Genomic DNA, 16064 nt, shown 5'->3' with positions numbered 1-16064 from the left:
AAGAATATGCGGCAATGTGGTGTACAGGTTCGGGACAACCCGGGCATTTCCACCCAACGATGGCGGATAACAGGAAGGGCATATCCATGTGGTTCTTGATCAAGGGAAGTTTCTGGTTCTCGCTTGTGCTGATCGCCTTGCCATTTCTCGACAGTGGCTCGGACAAAGCGCTGGAGGCTGCTCCGCCGCTTGAAGTCGGCCACAGCATGGCCGCGGCGATGGAGGCCTTCGAGGACATCAAGCAGATCTGCGTCCGCAAACCCGGTATCTGCGAAACCGGCAGCGAAACCTTCGCCGCACTCGGCAGCCGTGCCAAGCAGGGCGCCCGTATCGCCTATGATTTTCTCGACGCCAAATTTGCCGATGGCGAACCGGACCTGACGACCGCTTCACTGCCGCCTGAAACCGCCGAGGCAGAGACTGCCAGCAACTAACGGCCGGCAGCAGCCAGCCGCAATAATTGAAATTGCCGATCGCGCCGACGTCATTGCCACCCGGCCTCCACCATGGGGATCATTCCCATCCATCCTGTCATGATGCAGGACACTGCCAACTCAAGCCACGTCTGACGTGCCGCCGCCGGGAAAGCCCTTCCTACCGGCGGCGCTTTTCTTTTTGGGCAGAGGCACTGGTAGCAATTCACCAGCTATGGAATTCCTCCGGATTTTGCCAGAACCGGGGTGCCTTGACGGCAAATAACGCCTATATGGGACCAGGCAAAGGAGCCCGGCATGGCGACGATTGAAACGATCATTGACGACTTTGAATATCTGGACGACTGGGAAGACCGCTATCGCTACATCATCGAAATCGGCAAGGCACTGCCGGAGATGCCCAAGAGCGAGCAGATCGACGCCAACAAGGTGAGAGGCTGTGCCAGCCAGGTCTGGCTGGTAGCCGAGACCGAACCGGGAGAGCCCGGCGATCCGGTGATGATTTTCCGGGGTGATTCCGACGCGCATATCGTGCGCGGGCTTGTTGCCGTGGTGCTGGCGGCAAATTCCGGCAAGAAAGCATCGGAGGTCGAGCAGCTTGACGAAACGCCGCTGTTGTCGCGGCTGGGGCTCGCCGAACACCTGTCGGCGCAACGGGCCAACGGGTTGCGCTCGATGATCATGCGCATCAAGGCGCATGCGGCAGCGGCACGCGCCGCGGCCTGATGCCAAAGCGCCGCCGCGATCGTCACAAGGCGCGAAGCCGCTTCCGCGCCTTCGTTGAAGGCAATGCCGCGGCCCGCCAGACTCATCAATATGAGCCTTATGTGCATCAACGTTTTGGCGCGGCGTAGTACCGTGCCAGTGCCGCCAGCGCGGTGCGCAGCATCAGCTTGGCTGACCGCGCCGGCCATTGCCGTTCGCGCTCGATCTCAGACAACAGCTTGAGAAAACAACACGCATCCAGAAGCACGCCGGAGAGTTCCGGGCCGACCGCCGTGATCGCCGCCTCGACACGCTGACGCGCCGACAGCGCCGCGTCGGTGAGTTCGCCTATTCCGCCGGCAACGCCCGAAGGACGACCCGTGCGCAGCGGCTCCCAGTTTTGCGTTACCGACGGCGTCAGCTGGCCTCGGGTGAAATCGGCGCGCAACCTTTCACCAGCCTCGATCAGGTCGGCTGACAGAAACAGTGCGCCATCCCTGCCCTTGATCCGCGCCAGTGCCGCAAGCGGCGATTCGCAATCATTGACAGTCATCCGCCCGTGATCGGGATCGGTGCGGGCGGAAAGTTCACGGTGCTGGTTCTGGAACGCGTGCTCCGGATCGCACAGCCAGCGCTTGAGTGCTGCCCTGCCCTCCGGCGCTGACATGTAGCCCCGCTCGCCTGAATCGGAGCGAGAACATTCGGCAATCAGCCCGCGGCGCAACGCCACGGAGAATACTGTGGCCTCGACCAGGCGACGAACACCGTCACCGCGCACAAGTGCCAGCTTGCCTTGGGCCGATACCGCCGATTGCCCCGCGGCCTCGATCTCCGCCCCGCGCGCGAGAAAGCCAATCAGGCCTGCCAGTGCCTTGCGGGCGGCGCGGGTTTCAGCGGCCGCCATGGGGCTGCCCGAAGGGCTGGAACACGGCCATGATGCAGCGTTCGCAGCGCTCGATGAAACGGTCATAGGCAAGATCGTCGCGACGGTCCTCGATCACCGCACAGGCGTGCATCACGGAGGTTCGGTCGAGACCGAAGGCGGCAGCGATGGTCTGGTAGGGAAGCGACAACATGACATGGCTGAGATACATGGCAATCTGGCGCATGTGGCAGTGCGGCCGGCGGCGGGCCATGGCCGCGGGCAATTCCGCCCCACAAGCTGCAACAAACAATTCCGTCACCAGCCGCCAGACCACCCGGCAACTAACGAGATCAACCGGATTGAGGCGAAGTGGCGTCAATCCGGGGTGTCCTCGGGCTGATTTTCCCGGTAATGCATTCGCCAACCCGCCTGCCATACCGAGCACTTCACTCAGCCAGGCATTGTTGGCAATCGAAGCTACAGCCAGGCCGGGCTCACCCTTTATTGGGTCAGATGAATCGGCCGTGTACAAGGATTGCCGAGGGCGGCCGGAGTGCGCCGCCGCTGTTGCGGTTGAGGCTGTGGGTGGGGCTGGAGTTGGGACCAGGGAACTCGGGGATGGTTTTGCCATGATGAAAACCTCCTATATAGGATTATTTTCTTACATGATATGCAGATGATGCGGACGTGTGGCTACCCACACCTCACACTCTATCGTTGTTTTTGCGCTGTTTTCTGGAAAACCAATTGTAATTTTGAGGATTATTTTCCTCTTATTTGTTTCACGGGGTCAACATCTGGATTCCTGCCATCGCGCCCCGAACTCGGCTTGAGCGACCAGCAAACCAATCGGCCAATGTGAGCACCACGAGGCCCGAAGGTGAAAGCTATGCATGACACACGCTGCCAGAAAACCAAAAAACCGTGGCCTGAGGCCACGGTTTTGATCATTCGCTGCGACACCAGCAGGTGCGGCAGCATATCGGGTATCAGGGCAGGTCCGGCGGTCCCGGGTTGACGACTGAACCGCTGTCCGCCTGTTGTTCTCTAAAGCCTTACTTGCCGCGCTTGCGCTTTTGGCCCAGGCCCATTTCCTTGGCCAGACGCGAACGCGCCTCGGCGTAGGACGGCGCGACCATCGGGTAATCAGCCGGCAGTTCCCACTTCTCGCGGTACTGCTCCGGGGTCAGACCGTGGTGGGTCATCAGGTGACGCTTGAGAGACTTGAACTTCTGACCGTCTTCCAGACAGATCAGGTAATCGCTCTGCACCGACCGGCGTACCGGAACGGCCGGCTTGGGTTTCTCAACAACTTCTTCGATCGGCGTGGTCGCTCCGCCCAATGCGGCGTGAACCTGCGAAATCACGTTGGGAAGATCATTTGTAGCGACAGAATTGTTGCTTACATAGGCCGCGACAATTTCAGCCGTGAGTTCTATGAGAATATCGGAACCGCCATCGTTGGTTGCTTCAGTCATATTGTGGTCCTAACGTTTGTGAGTAAGCAGGCGCCGATTTCCGCAGAAGTAGTTTGGAATTCTTCTAGAGCGAATTCGCGCAGCGTGCCTTGATGACATGCCTTACATGAAATGCCACTCATCACAAGTACTAATTTTAGTAAGATGAACGACTATAAAGGTGCGCAGAGAACTAGACTGCGACATTTTGTCAATTTTATGAGATCTTAAAAAAATTAAAGTTACAGGTTGCGCCTGCAACATTCGCAACTTCTAAAGTATTATTGCTGATCTTTCGGCGCCATTTCATCCGTTACGGAAGTTGAATGCAGCCGGTACCCCACGGCGTAGGCCGCCTTTGCCAACAAATGGGAGGAGACCGGCGCTGTCAGCAGAAAAAACACGACCCCCGCCAGCGCCCGCGACATGGTGCCAACATCGGTGGTGTGGATTGCCAGCGCAATCAACATCAGGCAGGAACCCATCGTACCCGCCTTGGAAGCGGCATGCATGCGCGTATAGAGGTCGGGCAACCGCAGCAGGCCAATCGAGGCGACCAGCGCAAAGGCGGAACCGATCAGCAGGAAGGCCGCCGAGACCAGTGTGACAATATCATGCATGGGGGTCTCCTGACCGGCCGGATACACCAGCATCTGGCTCCTGCTTGCCAGCGTCGCGGCGCAGTTGCTCCTTCGCTGCCGCCCTGCCCTCGCGGCGCGCATCGGATGCCGCTTGCTGCGCTTCGGCGAGAATATCGTCCTCGGTCTTGCCACGCGCAAGAACGAACCGGGCAAAGGCCACGGTCGCCAGAAAGCCGACGAGGCCAAGCGCAATGGCAACATCAACATAGAGTGTGTAGCCGGTCTTGATGCCGATCACAGTAATGAAGCCGATGGCAACCGCCACCAGCATATCAAGGCCGAGGATCCGGTCCGGCAATGTCGGCCCTCTGATAATGCGGTAAATGGTGACCAGGAACGACAGGCTCAGGATTGCCAGTGCCGCCAGCACCGCATGATCGAAAATCGACTGGACGCTGATCATCGGAATGCCTCCATGATCTTGCGCTCGAAGCCTTCGGCGATGTCGCGCCTGGTGGCGTCGGGATCGGAAGCGTCAAGCGCATGCACATAGAGAAAGCGCCGGTCATCGGAGACATCCACCGACAAGGTCCCCGGGGTCAGTGTGATCAGATTGGCCAGCATGGTGATTTCGAAATCGCGATCGATCCTGAGCGGATAAGCAATGATGCCCGGCTTCAGATCCATTTTCGGCGTCAGCACCAGCACCGCCACCCGCCACGCCGACAACACCAGTTCATAGCTGAACAGCAGCGCCAGCGAGATCACCCGGCGGGCGCGCGAGAAATATCCGGTCGAGCCCACCTGTTCGCGGATCAGCGACAGAGCAAAAATCGCAAGCACGAAACCAAAGGCAAAATTGAAAAATGAGAACGAGCCGGTGACCGCCGACCAGGCCAGCGCCAACAATACATTGACCAGAAACAGGCTCATTGCGCAGCCTCCACGGGAAACACCGATAATATGTAGGCCGAGGGATCAATCAGGCCACGCGCCGCATCCTGGGCGAGCACCACCAGCGGTTCCGGCCAGACGCCGGCAGCCGTGGTCAGCGCCACCAGCCCGACCAGGGCCACAACCGCCCCGACTGCCGGCGGCGCCACTGTGGCGGTCTCTTCGGCTTCAGATTTTGCCGGGCGCCAATAGGCCAGCACCCAGATCCGGGCAACGGTAATGGTGGTCAGGAAGCCGGTCAACAGCATGGCAGCGGCAAGCCACCAGGCACCGATATCGAGCGAGGCCTTGACCAGCATGACCTTGGGCCAGAACCCCGAAAACGGCGGCAGGCCGGCGACCGAGAAAAACAGCATCAGCGTCAAGCCGGAAATCGCCGCGCTGCGGGCATAAAGCCCGCCAGATGCCGAAAGCCTGAAATCGCCGCCAAGCTGGGCACCGATGCCGACGGCAAAATAAAGTGCCGTCATCACCACCATCGAATGGGCGGCGTAGAAGATCGCACCGGAAAACCCGGCCGGGCTGCCAAGTGCGAGGCCGGCCATCATCATGCCGATGCCGGAAATCACCAGATAGCCCATCGCGCGACGCATGTCATTCTGGGCCATCGCCCCCAACACCCCAAGCACCATGGTCAAGGCCGCAGCGACAGCGATGATGAACGACAGTTCCTCGCGCTCGACCGGAAACAGCATGCCGAGAATCCGCAGCAGCGCATACACGCCGACCTTGGTGAGCAGACCGGCAAAGATGCCGCCAACCGCCAGCCGTGGCGTGTGATAGGAAGCAGGCAGCCAGAAATTGACCGGAAACGCCGCAGCCTTCATGGCAAACGCCAGCAGATAGAGCGCGACCAGCGTCATCAGCGGCGCAGTGCCGCGCAATTCGGATGCCTTGACGGCGATATCGGCCATGTTGAGCGTGCCGAACAGCCCGTAGAGATAACCGGTGGCAACCAGGAACAAGGTGGTGGCGATCAGGTTGAGGAAGGCATACTTGATGCCGCCGTCAAGCTGGAGGCGCTCGGAACCCAGCACCAGCAGCCCGAACGAGGAGATCAGCAGCACCTCGAACCAGACATAGAGGTTGAAGATATCGCCGGTCAGGAACGCGCCAATGATGCCGGCCATCATCAGCATCAGGAACGGGTAGAAGCCGTAGCGCCGTCCTGAATCGTCGACATCGCTGCGGCCGTAAATGCCAGTGGCGAGCGCGACCAGCGACGAGGTGGCGGCAAAAAATGCACCCAGCAAATCGGCGGTAAAGGAGATCCCAAACGGCGGCAGCCAGCGCCCCATGGTCATTGTCACCGTGCCACTGGTGAGCACATGGGCGAGCAATCCCAAAGTCATCAGCGTCAACACCACCAGTGCCGGGATGGCGATCAGCGGCTGCAGGTCGGTGCGCTTGCGCAGCATCAACAGTACCGCGCCCATCAGGATGCACCAGACCACCGGCGCGACGACCAGCCAGTCAGCGGCAGCCACCGGCTGCAGCACATAGACAGCGGAGAAATCCTTGAGGCCAGCGCCCTCTACAGCCATTCGCACACTCTCCTAATAACGCAATGGCGGCACCGGCTCACCCACCGGTTCGGCCACACGCATCTTGTCGCTGTCATCGGTCTTCAGCACATGAAAGGTCCGGTAACTCAGCACCAGGAGAAACGCGAAGAATGAAAACGAAATCACGATCGCCGTCAGGATCAGAGCCTGCGGCAGCGGGTTGGCGGCAGCGCCGGTCAAAGTGTCGGCACCGCCCGGAATGATCGGCGGCACTTCGCGGGTAACCCGACCAGTGGTAAAAATCAGCAAATTGACGCCATTGCTAAGGATGGCCGCGCCCATCAACACACGGATGATGTGCTTGGAAAGGAACAGGTAGATGGCGACGGTAAACAACGCGCCCACCAGCAAGGCAAAGATCGGTTCCATCAGTCGCGGTCCCTTTCTTCTAGCGCCAGGGCAATCGAGCTGATGGCGCCGACGACAACCAGATAGACGCCGATATCGAAGGTCAGCACGGTCGACAACGGCACTTCCACGCCAAACAGTTTCGGATAGATCCAGAGCCCCGTCATGTATGGCACGCCGGCAAGCATCGACAGCACACCCGACATGGCCGACATGAACAGACCGAAGGCGGCGATACCCATCGGATGGAAATAGATCGCCCGGCGTACCGGAGCGACACCACAGGCAATGCCGTAGATGGCCAGCGCGGAGGCTGCGATCAGGCCGCCGATAAAGCCGCCACCGGGCTCATTATGGCCGCGCAGCAGCACGAAGATCGAAAACAGCACCATCAGGCTGGTAAGATAAGGGGCGATCGAGCGGAATATTACGGTGCGCATGTCAGCCAGCCTCCTCGCGCCGGTCGGGATCATTATCAGCGACCACCACACGCGGTGTGCGAATGCGGATCAGCGACAGGATCGCCAGGCCGGTGACCATGACCACGGCGATCTCGCCCAAAGTATCCGTGCCGCGGAAATCAACGATGATGACGTTGACGACATTGGCGCCGTGGGCGACGACCTTCGAATAGGCCGAGAAGAAATCGCTCAGATAGGAGTTGAAGGGTTGCTGGGTGACTGCCAGCAGATAGAGCGCGAAGCCTGTCCCGCAGGCCAGCGCCACGCTCATGTCGCTCACCTTCTCCCGGGTCGGACGATGATCGACCGCCGTCAGTTTCAGCCGGGTCATGACCAGAGCGAGGATGACAACGGCCAGGGTCTCGACCATGAACTGGGTGAACGACAGGTCGGGCGCGCCGAACAGCATGAAGATCAGCGCCACGGCAAAGCCCTGAATACCCAGCGAAACGATCGCCGTGAGCCGGTCCTTGGCGTTGATCACGGCGAGAATCCCGATGAAGGCGATGGCGATGACAACCAACTCGTGGAACTGCGCGTCCTTTGGCCAGACCGGCATAGACGGCCATTCGCCATACCAGGCCATCGGGCCGAGGAAAGCGATGGCGATCATGATGAAGGTCACGGTCATGTAGATGTCGAGCCGGCCCGGCTGAAGCACACGGGTGATGGACGACGAAAACCGGACCAGACCGAAAATGAATTGGTCAAAGCCGCGGTCCGGTCCCCAGCCGAAGGCGGCAAGCACGCGGGCGACCATGTCGCGGGCGCGGTCAAACAGCCGGTAGACGACAATGCCGAAGACGATGGTGACAAGTGACAGTGCCAGCGGCATACCGATATGCGGGATCAGCGAGATCGTCACCGTTTCGGGTTCGCCGACAACCGCGCTGGTCATGGGCGAGGTGAACAGGTGGTGGGCAAATGGCGATGCAAGCGCGCCGACCAGCGCCACGATGCCGAGCGTCAGCGGTCCTAGCCACAGCAGGATCGGCCCCTCATGGGCATGTTTCGGGGTTTTGACCACCGGGCCGAAGAACGGCTTGATGGCGACCACGAAACCGGCCACGAACATCAGCCCGTTGCCGATTACCGCAACGGCAACGAAGAACAGCGACCAGGCATCGGCCGCCCACAGCGCGGCATAGACTTCTTCCTTGGCAAGGAAGCCGAACATCGGCGGCAGACCGCCCATCGACACGGCGGCGATCATGGCGGCGACAAAGGTGATCGGCATCGCCTTGCGCAATCCGCCAAGCCGGGTGACATCGCGCGTGCCTGTTCCATGGTCGATCAGACCTGCAACCATGAACAGCGCACCCTTGAACAGCGAATGGGCCAGCAGATAGAGCACGGCGGCAGCGATCGCATGTTCGGAGCCAAAGCCGGTCAGCATCACCATCAGCCCCAGCGAGGCAACGGTGGTATAGGCCAGCATGATCTTGATGTCGGTCTGGCGGATGGCGAGCAGCGATCCGACGATCAGGGTGGTGCCGCCAAAGATCGGAAGGATGGTTTCCCACCAGAACGTATCGCCCAGCACCGGGTTGAGCCGCATCAACAGATAGACGCCGGCTTTGACCATGGTGGCGGAATGCAGATAGGCCGACACCGGGGTCGGCGCCTCCATGGCGTTGGGCAACCAGAAATGCAGCGGGAACTGCGCCGATTTCGAAAATGCGCCGCCGAGAACCAGCAGCAGCGCGGCCAGATAGAACGGGCTGTTGCGCAGATCATCGCCGAGTGTCAGCAGCAGCGAAATCTGGCTGACACCGGTGATGTTCCAGATCACCAGTAGGCCCGCCAGCAGCGCCAGTCCGCCGCCGCCGGTCACGACCAGCGCCTGCAATGCTGCGCGGCGCGAGGCCTCGCGGGTGTTATCAAAACCGATCAGCAGGAACGAGGTGATGGAGGTCAATTCCCAATAGACAAACAGCATCAGGAAGCTGTCGGAGATGACGACGCCGAGCATCGCCCCCATGAACAAAAGCATGAAGGAGAAGAACCGGCCCAGTTGGGCGTTGCCTTTGAGATAGCCGCCGGAATAGAGCATGATCAACGCGCCGATGCCGGAGATCAGCAGCGCGAACGTCATCGACAGGCCGTCAATCAGCCAGGAGAAGCTGACATTGTAGGACGGCACCCATTTGAAGCCGCCGGTGACAACCTCGCCCCTGGCAATTTCAGCAGAAAAGCCCAAGAAATGGATGAAGATCGCCAGTGGCGCCAAGGCCAGCAACCAGGCCGCATTATGTCCCAACTTTCGGGTCAGCCACGGAGCCACAAGCGCCGCGAGAAACGGCAACATCAACACAATAAAAGTCGTACCTGGCGCGGCGGCGCTCATTCAATTTCCCCGGGAGAGGCATCTGGAAAAACCACTTGGCGCGGTTTTGTTGTTAACGTCACTTAATCGCGACCAAGGGCCACGACAAGACAATGATTGCCTTTACTGGGGGAAAAGCAGCCGAATGGGAATGCAAAATTTCAAATTGAGCAGAAACTGTGATGATTTGGCGCATAACTGCCTCTTCATAGGCTCGTTTTTCGAGCGTACCACCGGGAATCAAATCAATGCGGAATGGCCTGATTGGCGGCCACGGCAATAGGTCAGCATTATTGACACAATTGAACGTTCGTGATCATGCTTTCGTCTAAGCTTCCAGGGAGATCAGGGCATGGCCGCCGACAGCAGCACCGCATCGCATAATCAGGCAGGCGCAATGGATATCGCGCCGGGGCTCGACTGGCCACACCTGTTCGCCACGCGGGCCGAACGGATGAAGGCTTCCGAAATCCGCGAGCTTCTCAAGCTGCTGGACCAGCCGGACGTGATTTCGTTTGCCGGCGGCATTCCCGACCCGGCGCTGTTTCCTGCGCAAGCCTTTGGTGCGGCACTGACATCGGCGCTTTCAGGCGACAGCAAGGGTGCGGCGCTGCAATACTCGGTCAGCGAAGGCTACAGGCCGTTGCGCGACTGGCTGGTCACCCGGATGGCCTCGCTCGGGGTGCCCTGCACCGCCGACAACATCCTGATCACTTCGGGCTCGCAACAGGCGCTGGATTATTTAGGTAAGTTATTTCTTACCAAAGGCGACACCGCGCTGGTCGGCTGGCCGACCTATCTTGGCGCACTGCAGGCGTTCAATGCCTATGAGCCTTATTACGACCGCCTCACGCCGCTCGGCAACCGCTCGGCTGCCGATTACCGCGAGACAGCGCGTGCCAATGGCGGTCAGGTGAAATTCGCCTATGCCTCGGCCGATTTCGCCAATCCCACCGGCGAGACCCTCCCCGCCTCGGCGCGGGAACGGATACTCGATCTTGCCACCGAACTCGACATCGCCGTGATCGAGGATGCGGCCTATCAGTCGCTGCGCTACGAGGGCGACGAGGTGCCGCCACTGCTGGCGCTCGACATTGCCCGGTCGGGCTCGATCAACGCCACCCGCACGATCTATTGCGGCAGCTTTTCCAAGACGCTGGCGCCGGGCCTGCGCGTCGGCTGGGTTTGCGCCGCCGAACCGGTAATCTCCAAACTGGTGTTGATGAAACAGGCTGCCGATCTGCATTCGGCCACGCTCAACCAGATGGCGATCCACACAGTGGCCTCCGATGGCTTCGAGGCCCAGGTCGCCAAGATCCGCGAGACCTACCAGGGACGCCGCGACGCGATGCTGTCGGCGCTGAGCACCTACATGCCCGAGGGCGTGAGCTGGACCAAGCCCGATGGCGGCATGTTCATCTGGGTCACCCTGCCCGAACACATGGATGGCGCGGCGCTGCTGGCCGAAAGCCTGAAAGCCGAACGCGTCGCGTTTGTTCCGGGCAAGGCGTTTTTCGCCGACGGCTCCGGCGCCAACACGCTCAGACTGTCGTTCTCCTGCGCCAATGAGACGATGATCGACGAGGGCATCAAGCGGCTGGGACGGGTGATCAGCGGCGGCGAAACGCCCGCCTAATTCCACTCCACCCCGAACTGTTCGCTGAGCCAGCTTGCCAGACGGTTTCGGTCTCTGATGGCGTGACCGGGGCGGATCAGCCCCACGGCATAAAAGCCGGCGGGTGATTTCGTCTCGTCGCGCCAAACCACCTTGAGCTCGCCCGATTCGATTTCCGGTTCGATCAGCGCCCGGGGGGCAATTGCCACACCGCGGCCGGCGCGGGCGGCGCCGATGGCCAGCGCCGTCTGGTTGAAGCGTGACACGCGTGCGGCAGGGCCAGCCACTTCATCGGTGCCGAGCAGGCGCAGCCAGTGGCGGTGGCCATCTTCGAGCAGGCGGTGAGCGCGAAAATCTTCCATCGCATTGGCCGGCGGTGCGGTCTGCAGATAGGCGGGACTGGCGACCGCGACCAGATTGAGCGGCGCAAGCAGGACCGACTTGAGCCCGGCGGCAAAAGGCGGCGCCGCCTGACGAACTACCAGATCAACGCCATCACCGTCAAAATCCGCAATTTTTTCCGAGGCCAGAACCTGCAGGTCGATGTCGGGATAGCGGGCCTCGAATTCGGCAAGCCGCGGCATCAGCCACATGCTCGCGAATGACGGCGGCACGCTCAAAACCACACTGCGCGACGCTGGCATCAGTTGTTCGGTGGCGGTGCTGATGAGGCCCATCGCCTGATGTACAGCCTTGGCGAAGAGCTCTCCCCTTTCGGTCAGTTCCAGCCCGCGCGCCTTGCGCACAAACAGTTTTTGACCGAGCGAACCCTCGAGCTTGCGCACCTGCTGGGCGACGGCGCCTTGCGTCAGGTTGAGCTCGTCGGCAGCAAGGCGGAAATTGAGATGGCGGGCGGCACATTCGAAGGCGCGCACGCCATTGAGATTGGGCAGACGCATGATGCGCTCCAGATGACAGTAGATTTTCTACAGTCTGAGTGAGAAATCATGATTGGTCAACGTCCCTGCCGGGCAGTACCACTAGGGCAGATTTTCAAGGAGAGATAACATGAGCGAACAGAAAGTTGCATTGATCACCGCCGGCGGCAGCGGCATGGGCGCGGACGCGGCGCGTCGTTTGGCAGCCGATGGTTTCAAGGTCGCCATCCTGTCCTCGTCGGGCAAGGGCGAGGCGCTGGCCGAAGAACTCGGCGGTATCGGTCATACCGGATCCAACCTCGATGCGGACGCGCTCAAGGCTTTTGTCGACAAGGCCGTTGCGGCATGGGGGCGTGTCGATGTGCTGGTCAATTCCGCCGGCCACGGCCCCAAGGGCGATGTCCTGACCATCAGCGACGAGGACTGGCACAAGGGCATGGAGGTCTATCTGATGAACGTGATCCGCCCTACCCGGCTGGTCACCCCGCACATGAAAGCCCAGGGCGGCGGCACGATCATCAACATCTCCACCTTCGCGGCGTTCGAACCCGATCCGCTGTTTCCGACCTCGGGTGTGTTTCGTGCCGGTCTCGCGGCCTTTACCAAGCTCTATACTGATCGCTATGCGGAGCAAAACATCCGCATGAACAATGTGCTGCCGGGCTTCATCGACTCGCTGCCTGAAACCGAGGACCGCAAGGCACGGATTCCGATGGGCCGCTATGGCCACGCCCGCGAAGTGTCTTCGCTGATTTCCTATCTGGCATCCGATGACGCCGCCTACATTACCGGTCAGAATTTGCGCATCGATGGCGGACTCACCCGATCGGTGTGATCGGCGGCCAAAACGCCTTTAACTAAATTGACTCATCTGCCGGGCCGGATCTGATCCGGCAGGCTTTGGCACGCCTATGCACCAGGAACACCAGACCATGACCATCGCGGTAGTATCGAATGATCGAATTGCTTTTGCTGTCAAATGGGCCGCGTCGATCATCCAGATTCTCGGTTACACGGCGACCGGCTTCGGCTTTACGCCGTGGAACCTGTATCTGTTCGTGGTCGGTGTGTTCGGCTGGTTTGCCGTGGGCGTGTTGTGGAACGACAAGGCGATCATGCTGATCCACATCGTGGCGCTGGCGGCGATGATCGCCGGCATGTCGGCAAGCTGACCGCCGCGCGTTGGTGGCCCGCAATCATTTGCAGATGGCTGGAGGAGAGTTGGGGCGGGGACGATGTCTCGCAAACGAGATATATGGGCCTTCATGACGGCCGCCGCGAAAAGCCAATGCCTTGAACGCAAATGAGCCAGCCGACGGGAGGATGTCGACTGGCTCAACTGGTCTCATGCGAGATCAGGTAGTGCAGATCTTAGTTGCCGGTAGCGGTCTTGCAACGGCTGGCAACCATGTCGGAGAACTCGGCTTTGGCTTCCTGAGCTGCGGTGCAGGCGTCCTTCAGAGCAGTCTGCTGTTCAGGCGTGGCGCCATCCCAGCGAGCCTGGAAATCCGCGTCATCACGGTCCATGCCTTCTTCATCCATCATCATGTCCCAGACAGCAGTGTCGCCGTTAGCATAAGCGTCAAGTTCAGTGCGGGTGTTATTGGCGTTGGTCTGGGCCATTGCACCGGCGGCAAAGAACATTGTCATGGCGGTAGCAGCAAGAATCTTTTTCATTTTGATCTCCTCGAGCAAGGCGTGAGCCTCTGGTTGTTGATTACGGAGATAGAATGCCCTGCGCCGGAATTGGTTCCGGCCAGCCGCCAATAATCGTTCGATATTTTTGCCAGTGACTACAGCAGTCACGCCACAAACCATCGAAGTGACCACTGGGTGGGCCACCAGCCGGAGATGACAAAAGGCCGGGGATTGCGCCCCGGCCTTTCTCATTGCTCCAAAACTTGGGAGGCTTAGTTCTTTTCCTTGTCGACCAGGGCGTTACCCTTGATCCACGGCATCATGCCGCGCAGCTTTTCGCCGACTTCCTCGATCTGGTGACGATCGTTCATGCGGCGGATGGCCTTGAAGCGCGAGCCGCCAGCCTTGTATTCCTGCATCCAGTCGGAGGTGAACTTACCAGTCTGGATGTCGGCAAGAACGCGCTTCATTTCAGCCTTGGTTTCCGAGGTGATGATGCGCGGGCCGGAGACATATTCGCCCCATTCTGCGGTGTTGGAGATCGAGTAGTTCATGTTGGCGATGCCACCTTCATAGATCAGGTCGACGATCAGCTTGACCTCATGCAGGCACTCGAAATAGGCCATTTCCGGTGCATAACCGGCTTCAACCAGGGTTTCGAATCCGGCGCGGATCAGCTCGACCAGACCGCCGCAGAGAACAACCTGTTCGCCGAACAGGTCGGTTTCACACTCTTCGCGGAAGTTGGTTTCGATGATGCCGGAACGGCCGCCACCGACGCCACAGGCGTAGGAAAGAGCCAGTTCATGGGCGTTGCCCGAAGCATCGTGATGAACGGCGATCAGGCACGGCACGCCGCCGCCCTTCTGGTATTCGCCGCGCACGGTGTGGCCAGGGCCCTTGGGGGCGATCATGACGACGTCGACGGTCGACTTCGGCTCGATCAGGCCAAAATGCACGTTGAGGCCGTGAGCAAAGGCAATGGCTGCGCCATCACGGATGTTGGCGGCGATGTGGTCCTTGTAGATGTCGGCCTGCAGCTCGTCGGGAGCGGCCATCATCATCAGGTCGGCCCATCCGGCAGCTTCGGCAACACTCATCACCTTGAAGCCATCGGCTTCAGCCTTCTTGGCCGTGGCCGAGCCTTCGCGCAGGGCGACGGCGACATTGTTGGCGCCCGAATCCTTGAGGTTGAGCGCATGCGCCCGGCCTTGGGATCCGTAACCGATGATGGCTACCTTTTTCGACTTGATCAGATTGAGATCGGCGTCGCGATCATAATATACGCGCATGAGACACTCCCGTTGGTTCACGTTGTTCGTTGTTATGCCGGCGTCAGGCACCTTGCCTGCCGCCAATTTCCGGAGCAGCAATTCCTGAAGATCGAATTGCCGCTCCAAATTTTCCAATGCCGCGCATCTTGTCCGAAAACCGGTTCCCGTTTTTCGGGATGCGCTGTTCTACCTACCCCTGCCCGTAAAGGCCGAGGAATTGCTGTGCCGCCCTGGCGGACATGGTTTTGATCTCCGCTGCACCGGGGCGGTTGTCTTCGCCGAGCAGCGCGCGGATCTGCGTGTCCGCCACAGCCAGACCGAAAAACGCGCGGGAAGCTTCTCCCACATCGTCAAAGCTTAACAGCCCGGCCGCCCTGCCCGCCAGAAACACCGGCTCGAGCCGCTGTTTCATCGCAATCGGTCCGTTGGTCAAGACGATTTCGCCCAACCGGCTCTTGCCCGAGCCTGCATGGGAAACGGCAGCGCGGTTGAGCGCGATCGACAGGTCACTGGTAATCACCGTGAGCCAGCTTGTCGCAAAGCCCGTGAGTGCCGCCTTGAGGCTGTCGCGCGTCAGCTGGTCCTGCGGCAATTTCGGCGTCCGCACCTTGGAGGCCTGCCAACGCACGGTGGCGGTGAGAAGACCGTCGCGGTCGCCAAACCATTTGTACAGGGTTTCCTTGGAGCAACTGGCGGCGCGGGCCACGGCAGCCACTGAAAACCCGTCGCCCTCGGCCACCATCAGCTTGAGCACCGCATCAAGCACTTCCTGCTGACGCTCGGACAGACCCTCGCCCGCTGAGGCGCCGGAGGCGGTCTCAGCAGGCGCTGCGGTCTGCTTGGGAGCAGGGTCTGCGACAAGGGACAAGTTCATGCGTCATGCTGTACCGTACCGTTCGGTACAGTGTCAAGGCAAGTTAATTCACACAACCAAAATTGCTCGTCGTCGAGTCTACCACTCTT

Annotated in this window: 19 protein-coding genes; 5 read left to right on the top strand and 14 right to left on the bottom strand. The window is 60.2% G+C overall.

What is annotated here, in order from left to right; genetic code table 11:
- The first annotated feature begins 86 nt into the window (after positions 1–86).
- Together ACK6D9_RS10820 and ACK6D9_RS10815 are read left to right on the top strand one after the other, a co-directional pair.
- Positions 87–434 carry a DUF5330 domain-containing protein gene (locus ACK6D9_RS10820; protein ID WP_322989139.1) on the top strand — a complete coding sequence of 116 codons (348 nt, stop codon included), beginning with the start codon at positions 87–89 and terminating at the stop codon, positions 432–434.
- A 297-nt stretch (positions 435–731) separates the two neighbouring features.
- The gene (locus tag ACK6D9_RS10815; protein ID WP_412051669.1) at positions 732–1160 is read left to right on the top strand and encodes a SufE family protein; all 429 of its coding nucleotides are present in this window, start codon (positions 732–734) and stop codon (positions 1158–1160) included.
- A 106-nt stretch (positions 1161–1266) separates the two neighbouring features.
- Here the strand turns inward: ACK6D9_RS10815 and ACK6D9_RS10810 are convergent, their stop codons facing one another.
- The 10 genes from ACK6D9_RS10810 to ACK6D9_RS10765 all read right to left on the bottom strand — a co-directional run bounded on the left by ACK6D9_RS10810 (position 1267) and on the right by ACK6D9_RS10765 (position 9717).
- On the bottom strand, positions 1267–2043 hold the full coding sequence (locus ACK6D9_RS10810) for a DUF6456 domain-containing protein (protein WP_412051668.1): 777 nt from the start codon (positions 2041–2043) through the stop codon (positions 1267–1269).
- Positions 2030–2383, bottom strand: coding sequence for a helix-turn-helix domain-containing protein (locus tag ACK6D9_RS10805; protein WP_412051667.1), 354 nt, complete (start codon positions 2381–2383; stop codon positions 2030–2032). Before ACK6D9_RS10805 ends, ACK6D9_RS10810 begins: the two co-directional genes overlap by 14 nt.
- 676 nt (positions 2384–3059) lie before the next feature.
- Positions 3060–3482 carry a MucR family transcriptional regulator gene (locus tag ACK6D9_RS10800; RefSeq protein ID WP_412051666.1) on the bottom strand — a complete coding sequence of 141 codons (423 nt, stop codon included), beginning with the start codon at positions 3480–3482 and terminating at the stop codon, positions 3060–3062.
- A 260-nt stretch (positions 3483–3742) separates the two neighbouring features.
- On the bottom strand, positions 3743–4081 hold the full coding sequence (gene mnhG / locus ACK6D9_RS10795; protein WP_322989144.1) for a monovalent cation/H(+) antiporter subunit G: 339 nt from the start codon (positions 4079–4081) through the stop codon (positions 3743–3745).
- Entirely contained in the window at positions 4074–4505 is a 432-nt protein-coding gene (locus ACK6D9_RS10790) for a cation:proton antiporter (RefSeq protein WP_322989145.1), read from the bottom strand. The genes mnhG and ACK6D9_RS10790 overlap by 8 nt, the downstream gene beginning before the upstream one ends.
- The gene (locus ACK6D9_RS10785; protein ID WP_412051665.1) at positions 4502–4975 is read right to left on the bottom strand and encodes a Na+/H+ antiporter subunit E; all 474 of its coding nucleotides are present in this window, start codon (positions 4973–4975) and stop codon (positions 4502–4504) included. The genes ACK6D9_RS10790 and ACK6D9_RS10785 overlap by 4 nt, the downstream gene beginning before the upstream one ends.
- Positions 4972–6540, bottom strand: a complete 1569-nt coding sequence (locus ACK6D9_RS10780) for a Na+/H+ antiporter subunit D (protein WP_412051664.1) — start codon at positions 6538–6540, stop codon at positions 4972–4974. The genes ACK6D9_RS10785 and ACK6D9_RS10780 overlap by 4 nt, the downstream gene beginning before the upstream one ends.
- 12 nt (positions 6541–6552) lie before the next feature.
- Complete coding sequence (locus ACK6D9_RS10775) at positions 6553–6930, bottom strand: Na+/H+ antiporter subunit C (RefSeq protein ID WP_412051663.1); 378 nt, start codon at positions 6928–6930, stop codon at positions 6553–6555.
- Positions 6930–7349: a Na(+)/H(+) antiporter subunit B gene (locus ACK6D9_RS10770; RefSeq protein WP_267651978.1), complete on the bottom strand. Its 420-nt coding sequence runs from the start codon at positions 7347–7349 to the stop codon at positions 6930–6932. The genes ACK6D9_RS10775 and ACK6D9_RS10770 overlap by 1 nt, the downstream gene beginning before the upstream one ends.
- A gap of 1 nt (position 7350) precedes the next feature.
- Entirely contained in the window at positions 7351–9717 is a 2367-nt protein-coding gene (locus ACK6D9_RS10765) for a putative monovalent cation/H+ antiporter subunit A (RefSeq protein WP_412051662.1), read from the bottom strand.
- Positions 9718–10093: 376 nt separating this feature from the next.
- Between ACK6D9_RS10765 and ACK6D9_RS10760 the strand changes: the two genes are divergently transcribed.
- A complete protein-coding gene (locus ACK6D9_RS10760) occupies positions 10094–11332 on the top strand; it encodes a PLP-dependent aminotransferase family protein (protein WP_412051786.1) in 1239 nt (412 codons plus the stop codon).
- Here the strand turns inward: ACK6D9_RS10760 and ACK6D9_RS10755 are convergent.
- Entirely contained in the window at positions 11329–12210 is an 882-nt protein-coding gene (locus ACK6D9_RS10755) for a LysR substrate-binding domain-containing protein (protein ID WP_412051661.1), read from the bottom strand. The genes ACK6D9_RS10760 and ACK6D9_RS10755 overlap by 4 nt on opposite strands.
- 109 nt (positions 12211–12319) lie before the next feature.
- Between ACK6D9_RS10755 and ACK6D9_RS10750 the strand changes: the two genes are divergently transcribed.
- Positions 12320–13024 carry an SDR family oxidoreductase gene (locus ACK6D9_RS10750; protein ID WP_412051660.1) on the top strand — a complete coding sequence of 235 codons (705 nt, stop codon included), beginning with the start codon at positions 12320–12322 and terminating at the stop codon, positions 13022–13024.
- Between the two features lie 97 nt (positions 13025–13121).
- Positions 13122–13361, top strand: a complete 240-nt coding sequence (locus tag ACK6D9_RS10745; protein WP_412051659.1) for a DUF6552 family protein — start codon at positions 13122–13124, stop codon at positions 13359–13361.
- A gap of 199 nt (positions 13362–13560) precedes the next feature.
- Here ACK6D9_RS10745 and ACK6D9_RS10740 read toward each other — a convergent pair whose 3' ends face one another.
- The 3 genes from ACK6D9_RS10740 to ACK6D9_RS10730 form a co-directional block, all read right to left on the bottom strand.
- Positions 13561–13866 (bottom strand): hypothetical protein, encoded by a 306-nt coding sequence (locus ACK6D9_RS10740; protein ID WP_322990135.1) that lies wholly within the window; start codon positions 13864–13866, stop codon positions 13561–13563.
- Positions 13867–14099: 233 nt separating this feature from the next.
- Positions 14100–15119: a ketol-acid reductoisomerase gene (gene ilvC, locus ACK6D9_RS10735; RefSeq protein WP_322990134.1), complete on the bottom strand. Its 1020-nt coding sequence runs from the start codon at positions 15117–15119 to the stop codon at positions 14100–14102.
- A gap of 172 nt (positions 15120–15291) precedes the next feature.
- Complete coding sequence (locus tag ACK6D9_RS10730) at positions 15292–15975, bottom strand: TetR/AcrR family transcriptional regulator C-terminal domain-containing protein (RefSeq protein ID WP_412051658.1); 684 nt, start codon at positions 15973–15975, stop codon at positions 15292–15294.
- Positions 15976–16064 lie beyond the last annotated feature (89 nt).

The sequence above is a fragment of the Hoeflea sp. Naph1 genome, assembly GCF_046837775.1.
Lineage (GTDB): Bacteria > Pseudomonadota > Alphaproteobacteria > Rhizobiales > Rhizobiaceae > Hoeflea.
This window is presented reverse-complemented; position numbering and strand designations above follow the sequence as displayed.